This is a genomic window from uncultured Holdemanella sp., assembly GCF_958348295.1.
Lineage (GTDB): Bacteria > Bacillota_I > Bacilli_A > Erysipelotrichales > Erysipelotrichaceae > Holdemanella.
Map to the genome: position 1 here is coordinate 40,752 of NZ_CATVYQ010000009.1, position 6,557 is coordinate 47,308.

At 31.1% G+C, this 6,557-nt stretch carries 13 protein-coding genes; 2 read left to right on the forward strand and 11 right to left on the reverse strand.

Annotated elements, in window-relative coordinates:
* The first annotated feature begins 89 nt into the window (after positions 1–89).
* Positions 90–767 (forward strand): hypothetical protein, encoded by a 678-nt coding sequence (locus Q3907_RS03025; RefSeq protein ID WP_301897176.1) that lies wholly within the window; start codon positions 90–92, stop codon positions 765–767.
* A 94-nt stretch (positions 768–861) separates the two neighbouring features.
* Here the strand turns inward: Q3907_RS03025 and Q3907_RS03030 are convergent, their stop codons facing one another.
* The 11 genes from Q3907_RS03030 to Q3907_RS03080 form a co-directional block, all read right to left on the reverse strand.
* Positions 862–1,515 carry a DUF975 family protein gene (locus tag Q3907_RS03030; RefSeq protein ID WP_301897177.1) on the reverse strand — a complete coding sequence of 218 codons (654 nt, stop codon included), beginning with the start codon at positions 1,513–1,515 and terminating at the stop codon, positions 862–864.
* A 72-nt stretch (positions 1,516–1,587) separates the two neighbouring features.
* A complete protein-coding gene (locus Q3907_RS03035; RefSeq protein WP_301897178.1) occupies positions 1,588–1,830 on the reverse strand; it encodes a hypothetical protein in 243 nt (80 codons plus the stop codon).
* A 66-nt stretch (positions 1,831–1,896) separates the two neighbouring features.
* Complete coding sequence (locus Q3907_RS03040) at positions 1,897–2,253, reverse strand: hypothetical protein (protein WP_301897179.1); 357 nt, start codon at positions 2,251–2,253, stop codon at positions 1,897–1,899.
* Positions 2,254–2,462: 209 nt separating this feature from the next.
* Complete coding sequence (locus Q3907_RS03045) at positions 2,463–2,744, reverse strand: hypothetical protein (RefSeq protein WP_301897180.1); 282 nt, start codon at positions 2,742–2,744, stop codon at positions 2,463–2,465.
* 5 nt (positions 2,745–2,749) lie between these two features.
* The gene (locus tag Q3907_RS03050; protein WP_301897182.1) at positions 2,750–3,028 is read right to left on the reverse strand and encodes a hypothetical protein; all 279 of its coding nucleotides are present in this window, start codon (positions 3,026–3,028) and stop codon (positions 2,750–2,752) included.
* Position 3,029: 1 nt separating this feature from the next.
* Positions 3,030–3,323, reverse strand: coding sequence for a hypothetical protein (locus Q3907_RS03055; protein WP_295759108.1), 294 nt, complete (start codon positions 3,321–3,323; stop codon positions 3,030–3,032).
* Complete coding sequence (locus Q3907_RS03060; protein WP_301897184.1) at positions 3,304–3,456, reverse strand: hypothetical protein; 153 nt, start codon at positions 3,454–3,456, stop codon at positions 3,304–3,306. Before Q3907_RS03060 ends, Q3907_RS03055 begins: the two co-directional genes overlap by 20 nt.
* Entirely contained in the window at positions 3,443–3,625 is a 183-nt protein-coding gene (locus Q3907_RS03065) for a hypothetical protein (protein ID WP_118319957.1), read from the reverse strand. The genes Q3907_RS03060 and Q3907_RS03065 overlap by 14 nt, the downstream gene beginning before the upstream one ends.
* A 4-nt stretch (positions 3,626–3,629) precedes the next feature.
* On the reverse strand, positions 3,630–3,761 hold the full coding sequence (locus tag Q3907_RS03070; RefSeq protein WP_256269302.1) for a hypothetical protein: 132 nt from the start codon (positions 3,759–3,761) through the stop codon (positions 3,630–3,632).
* Between the two features lie 130 nt (positions 3,762–3,891).
* Complete coding sequence (locus Q3907_RS03075; protein WP_301897189.1) at positions 3,892–4,395, reverse strand: antitoxin; 504 nt, start codon at positions 4,393–4,395, stop codon at positions 3,892–3,894.
* A gap of 15 nt (positions 4,396–4,410) precedes the next feature.
* Positions 4,411–5,265: a DUF3990 domain-containing protein gene (locus tag Q3907_RS03080; RefSeq protein ID WP_301897190.1), complete on the reverse strand. Its 855-nt coding sequence runs from the start codon at positions 5,263–5,265 to the stop codon at positions 4,411–4,413.
* 170 nt (positions 5,266–5,435) lie between these two features.
* Between Q3907_RS03080 and Q3907_RS03085 the strand changes: the two genes are divergently transcribed.
* Positions 5,436–6,533, forward strand: coding sequence for a hypothetical protein (locus tag Q3907_RS03085; protein WP_301897191.1), 1,098 nt, complete (start codon positions 5,436–5,438; stop codon positions 6,531–6,533).
* Positions 6,534–6,557 lie beyond the last annotated feature (24 nt).

Genomic DNA, 6,557 nt, shown 5'->3' on the forward strand with positions numbered 1-6,557 from the left:
AATTGCAACTGCATAATGCGCATATTTCCGGATATCTTTTTTTATGTACTTTACCATGTTAATATATTTATAGATTTCGGAGGGGTACTATGTCTGTAAAATCCTATATAGATTCTTTATGTTCAGAAAGAAATTTAAACATGAAACAACTCGCTGAACAGGTAGGAATCAACTATAAAACATTGAATACTCTAGTAAATGAAGATGGTAGACTTATGAATCCTAAACAGTTGGCTTTATTTTCAAAATACACAGGCAAGTCAAAACAGGAAGTATTCTATGACAATTTAAAAGATGATGATTTATCAGACGCATGTACAAAAACTGCCCTTCTATATATCGGTAAGAAAACATGTGAAGGATGGATTGCCAATATAGATATTCGTCTTGATACAAAGATATCAAATACTCGTACTGCCAACTATGCTGGTATACTGCATAAAAAAAGATCCGGTAACGGATTAACTGTAGTGGAAGACTGGGATCAGCTAAAAGTTGACTTTTGGGAGTTCTACTATAAAGGTAAGTTAAAGGATGAAGAAGAATACGGCAGAGACACAATTGCCCGTACGTTTGCCAATGAAAGAAAGTACATATCCAGTGTATTATTCTTTGGCCTTCAAAGACTATGCACAACAAACCTAAATCCAGTCAACTATCATATCGTATTCAACCGAGATACTGAATATTATCTAGTAAAAGATTATTTTCCAAAGAAGATGAATATGGGCTTTGATTGTATCTACGTTGATGAAAACGAAAAATAAACAGTCAAAAGAGTATCACCATAAACAAGTGATACTCTTTTATTATTCATCATGGATTTATATTGTTATATTAATCAATAAAGTTTTTTCATTTCTAATCACTTTGAATATCCGTTGCACACTCATCCTTCTTTACAGAATCTCTCAGAATCAAATATACCTCTGTAAACGCAGCTACATCGTATGGCTTCACAAACAATGCTCCAATTCCAAAGCAAAGAAAACCTAGAACATACCATCCTAGAAAAGATAAATCTAAGACAAACAGATTCATCTTTTGTCCCGTAGTCATTTGTTTGGATAACGAGAAAGCTTCATCTGTAGTAATATTAGGATTTTCTGCCAATAAATATGGAATCATAGAATATTCATACGCCTTTATAATTCCAGGAACTACAAGTAATAAAAGCCAAAGCATTATTTTTAATTCCATGATAAGCATGATTTTTACCACATTTAAATAATTCCCTTTAAAGCCTTGAAATATTTCATTTAACGCTGGATTTCCATAATGATTTTTAATGAAATAATATGGTTCTCCGACTCTAATGGCAAAGCCAATAAAGATAGAAAATAATAATCCTACAATAGATTCCATTGATAAAAATGAAAGGATTGAAGAAAACATACTTGGCAATACAACATCAGGTACTAAACCTTGTACTTCTTGAATAACAGTCACATAATTAGTACTCAATATTCCTGCAATCAGCGTAACCAGAAACATTTTCCAATAGTTTCGTTTCATGATTTGTTTAGCTTGTTCTTTAACTTGTTATCGATTCCACATATTATTTCACCTTACTTTCTTTATACGTCATTATACATCTTCCATATATTTTGCCTTAAACGCAATACAACTTCTCTCTTTTCCAAACAATCCTTTGGATTCCACACGCCCAAGACCATATGCCCAGAATGTAACAGTTTGACCTTCTTTAAAATCAAATTCTTTATTGTAATCAAGTACACAAACATACGACTTATCATCAAAGATACTGATCATGTATCCTCTAAAATCTTTATCATCTACGCGAGCTATGATTTTTCCTGTATATGTCAATTTCTTTCCATACCACTTAGAATGTGTAACCTCTAAATCCGATTGATCTGGTGATTGTGACTCTGCCTAAAAAAAGGCTTCATCCACTTCACTACATTCAACCATAATCGTACTTTCTAATCCCCGATATTCAACAGTAACCTCTGAAGTCTTTCCAGCTTCTAATGTGACAGGCTCTTTGACAGTCCATCCTTCCGTAATGAATTCTTTTGTACCATCCTCATAATAGGCCCATACACCAATTTTCGACTTATTATCTATCGTTTCATTCGCTTCTGCAAGACCCGTATATAAGGCTGTCATATTCTCTAGCTTTTCCTGACTAACCTCTACTTTTTCTTCACTATTATTCTCTTTTGGTATTATATTAGAACATCCACACACCAACAATACACTTAGCAATGCCGCTGCATACTTCTTCATAGGTCCACCTCCTTTTTTAATTTCATATCAGCATATCTGTAATCATTTTCATGCAGTTTTTATTTGTTTTCATTCAAACGTATCATTTGTTATTTTCCTACGTAAAATACATTAATCAATGAATCGTTCAATACTAAATTTCTATTCAAAAAGGAATGCTACACATGCTGCAATAGCCCATCTTTTATATTGGATTCAATCCAATATGATTATATCCACAATTCCAAAAGAATATAGATTACAACTCCAACTATAATACCAATTCCAACCTTCTTCTTATCATTCTTTGCGTAGATCGAATTATAGATTTCAAATAATAAGAATCCAAATAGAAATGCATTTTTCGTAAAATAGTAGATCAAGAAACACACCACAAATAAGCCTATATAAATCATTCCTTTAGAATATTCCACCATGGATTTATGTCCTTGATTTAATGATTTATTATCCTTATTCAATTTATCAATAATGTTTTTCTGTTTATCATTCATAATCATTACCTATACTTTCTTCGTAGCCAGATATAGAAAGCGAGTGCACAAATCACGATTATACCCGCAAGTCCATATTGCACTATTGCCTGTTTATCACCTAATACTCTTCCTAGAAATTGTGCAATTCCATAACTACATAATAAGCATAAAGCTACACACTTCATCCAGAAAGTAGATTCCTTCTTTCTTTTTGGAGTTGTATCCAATAAGTCTTCATCTAAATATTTTTGAAGATCTTCATTCATATCCTCTTGTAATCTTTGAATCCGATTTTTTTTCATATCATTGTCTCCAAAACAATGTGGTTTTTAAATAATGTACATAAGACGCAAATATTAAGAGGATGATCAACAATATAATCTCTCCATAATAGATATATTTTTCTTTGTATCTAAAGTCATACAATGGTTTATCCAAATATACACGACCATCTACTTGTACTAATAATTGAGAATGTACTAAAGCTTCTATTGTATTATGATCAAACTTAGAAATCTCAATTGCCCTTTCTTCATTGAATATTCCATTCTTAATGAAATATCGAATGACTTTGAATTTATTTATTAAAGTGTTCATACGCATGCACAAAAAACCCAATATCTGCAACACACATCATTTCTTGTAAGTAATCATGGATATAAAATCCATAAATAGTTCCACCTACAAGTAGAACAACCATAGAAATGAATCCCCATTTAGGAAAGCTCATCTGAAACATGAACTCCATCACAAGTACTATGATGCATATTACACCTATCCTCGGATTTATCCCCCTCTCTAGTTTTAAAAATTTGTTTTACCTCTTCTTCCGTCATTTCAACAGGAATCAACGGAATAAAAACATTTTTATTATTCTTTTTTCTCTGTCTCTTTTTCATAATCTTACTTTGCGTCTGGATATGTGTCTTCAAATTTATCGGCATATCGATTGTGCTTTTTATACTTGAAGAACATACCAACTAAGAAAACAACAACTACTACACCTAATACGTAAACTAGCCAATCTAATGTCATCTTACTATGTCCTCCTTTTCTAATTTCATATTAACATGTCTGAAATCGTTTTCATACAGTTTTTTATTCCATTTTCATCCAACGTATCAAATGTTAAAAAACGGATATACACTGTATCCGTTCACTTTAATCATTTATCTTTCTTACTCATTCTTATTCTTTTAAATATTTCATACTGACGCTGTAGCTCTGTCTCTTCATCAATAAACATTCCTTTTGCCTCTAGTATTCTCTCAATTGCTTGAGATGGATCCATTGTATGATATGGTAAAAACAATCCTCTCAATTCTTTTGGTTTTATAATTTTGTAAACTTGTGAAGAAGATAAATCGTAGGTAAATGAAAAATATCTATAAATATATCCAATCCAATACATTTCATTATGCGTATATTTTACAGAACCATAATCAGTAGCACCATATTCTTCATCTACTAACGCTAAAATATCATTTGCCTGAATATTACTATCTAAAATCGATTGATTATCCAATCTTTTTGCAATCTTACTTTTCATAAATCGCCTAATAAATATTTCTGAACTTGACTCCATCTTATCAATAGAATTTTCAAAAGCTTTTGCCTGAAGCTCGCACAAAAGCAAACCATCCCTATTTATTTTCTTTATTTCCCTCATGCATCACACCTCTTTTTATACTAAGATTTCATCGATATATTTTCCTTTTCCTCTATACTGCTTTCTCGCTAATTTAACCTTATTATCTCCTAACCTTGACTCTTCTAGTCGAATATTTTTATAGTATTCTTTTTCATTAACCGAAATATAGCATCGCTCTAATGGTTTAATCTGAGACAATGACTTTTGAGTTTTAAAAATATATTGCATTCCAAGATTTGTTGCAGCCAAACAATGCTTACACTGCTCATCTGTAATCTCACCATCGATAAAAGAATTAATAATTTGAAACATACGATTATCAGCAATAGGAGCAATTATATAATCACAATCCTTTGTATCTTCTATAAGTTTTTTTATTTTAGGATGATTTTTATATTCATCAAGTGCACCTCTATAGTACGCAATAGTCATCATCCATTCTTGATCCACTTTATATCTCTTGCATTTCAAATTACTGTCATCAAAACAAAAATAATATACAGAAGAATGTTCAAATCCTGAAACAAAAGAAATAGCTTGTTCATAGCTTTCACCTGTATAGAATCCTTGTCCAAAATCATTATTATATCGACCTTTATGAATGTCTATATCCCCAACTATTTCACTTTTTGCTCCATGGAAAAGTAATTTTTCATTTTGAGTTAAGTCATCTCGATAGAGCATTTCCTTTAATCTGTTAATTTTAATATTTTGTGCAAACGCAAAAGCATATACACCCTCCAATAAATTTGCTGATGCATCTAAATCATCTAATTCATTTCTTGAAACAGTAACCTGCTCAACTCCAATCTTATCTGCAAATTCGCTTTGTGAAAGTCCTAAAATTTCTCGAATTGACTTCAAATCCTCTGAAAACCTATATTTCATCCTAATCACCATCCAACTTGTTTATAACATATTACTTAAACAAGTTCAATATAAACTTGTTTATATCACATTACTTAAACAAGTTTGATTCACTTTTTAAAACAATCTATGTTTTAGACATCGATAATGTCAATTAAGATGATATGGTTGGCTTGAATGAGGGCTCGAACATGAACAAGAACATAATGGGGTATTTTAAATCTATCCAAACGTTTATTAGAAGTTTATTCTATAAACATGAAGAACAAACACAACAAAATAAATGTACACTCCAACAAGAAAAGTACTTAAAAATTGGAGCTAATATTTGTAATATTGGATTTAAATCCAAACATGCCTATGAAGATTGGCAAGAAGATATTTTTAATCAGATATCTGTTGGTAATTTAGTATATTGCACAATGCCAGTGACAGATAAAGCTTTAAAAACCATTCCTGAAGGACACACAACAAGGCCTTTTTTGATTGTAAAAAAAGGAAAAGATGAACTTTATGGATATGCATGTGCTACACATCCTAAAAGCTTAAGATCTTACGAGAAACATATATTTACCAATGAAGTATATGATTCTCAAAACTCTCGATACAAAGATTCTGTTGTGCAATTTGATTGTGCTTATGTCATTCCAATTGCACATATCCAATATATTTATAAAGAATTGGATGAATATTGTGTACGTCAGATTGCCAGAGAATTAAAAGCCTATGCCAATATTCGAAATAAAGCAATATTAAATTTTAATATGGAAATACCCATTCGTAAAGGTGATATCTTTAAAATCAACAAGTCTTACTATTACTTCAATGACATAAAGGATAATAAATACGAAATGTATAAGTGTATAAATGGTGGTGACTTAACCGATTCTAAATATTTTCGGTTCAAAAACATTCCACGCTCTATTGATTTATCTAATACATATACATTTGAAGATTTAGATATTAATAATTTAATTGAAGTATCCTGCACATATCGAAATGACTGGGTAAATAAACAATTAAATAAACCTAAACCAAAAGAAAAGAAAAAACAATATGAACGTAAATTAACACCTGGAACCATTATTTTTGAAGAACCATGGATCATCTATCTATTTGATTGTGATAACACATCTTATGGTATTGACTACAACAAATTTAAAAATCACACATGCGAACTTGTTGAATTTAAACTTGATATGGATAAAGCCACTCATATTGTATTTACCGAACAACAATGTGCTTCTATCTACAAAGCTGCATATGACGGAAAAATGGTGCGCGTGTAGCGCACCATCGGTGTATCTGTAGCG

Bases quoted from the DNA above. Each gene is read 5' to 3' on its own strand.
- Q3907_RS03025 (WP_301897176.1), top strand. From the start codon at position 90: ATGTCTGTAAAATCCTATATAGATTCTTTATGTTCAGAAAGAAATTTA.
- Q3907_RS03030 (WP_301897177.1), bottom strand. From the start codon at position 1,515: ATGAAACGAAACTATTGGAAAATGTTTCTGGTTACGCTGATTGCAGGA.
- Q3907_RS03040 (WP_301897179.1), bottom strand. From the start codon at position 2,253: ATGAAGAAGTATGCAGCGGCATTGCTAAGTGTATTGTTGGTGTGTGGA.
- Q3907_RS03045 (WP_301897180.1), bottom strand. From the start codon at position 2,744: ATGAATGATAAACAGAAAAACATTATTGATAAATTGAATAAGGATAAT.
- Q3907_RS03050 (WP_301897182.1), bottom strand. From the start codon at position 3,028: ATGAAAAAAAATCGGATTCAAAGATTACAAGAGGATATGAATGAAGAT.
- Q3907_RS03055 (WP_295759108.1), bottom strand. From the start codon at position 3,323: ATGAACACTTTAATAAATAAATTCAAAGTCATTCGATATTTCATTAAG.
- Q3907_RS03060 (WP_301897184.1), bottom strand. From the start codon at position 3,456: ATGAGCTTTCCTAAATGGGGATTCATTTCTATGGTTGTTCTACTTGTA.
- Q3907_RS03065 (WP_118319957.1), bottom strand. From the start codon at position 3,625: ATGAAAAAGAGACAGAGAAAAAAGAATAATAAAAATGTTTTTATTCCG.
- Q3907_RS03070 (WP_256269302.1), bottom strand. From the start codon at position 3,761: ATGACATTAGATTGGCTAGTTTACGTATTAGGTGTAGTAGTTGTTGTT.
- Q3907_RS03075 (WP_301897189.1), bottom strand. From the start codon at position 4,395: ATGAGGGAAATAAAGAAAATAAATAGGGATGGTTTGCTTTTGTGCGAG.
- Q3907_RS03080 (WP_301897190.1), bottom strand. From the start codon at position 5,265: ATGAAATATAGGTTTTCAGAGGATTTGAAGTCAATTCGAGAAATTTTA.
- Q3907_RS03085 (WP_301897191.1), top strand. From the start codon at position 5,436: ATGAACAAGAACATAATGGGGTATTTTAAATCTATCCAAACGTTTATT.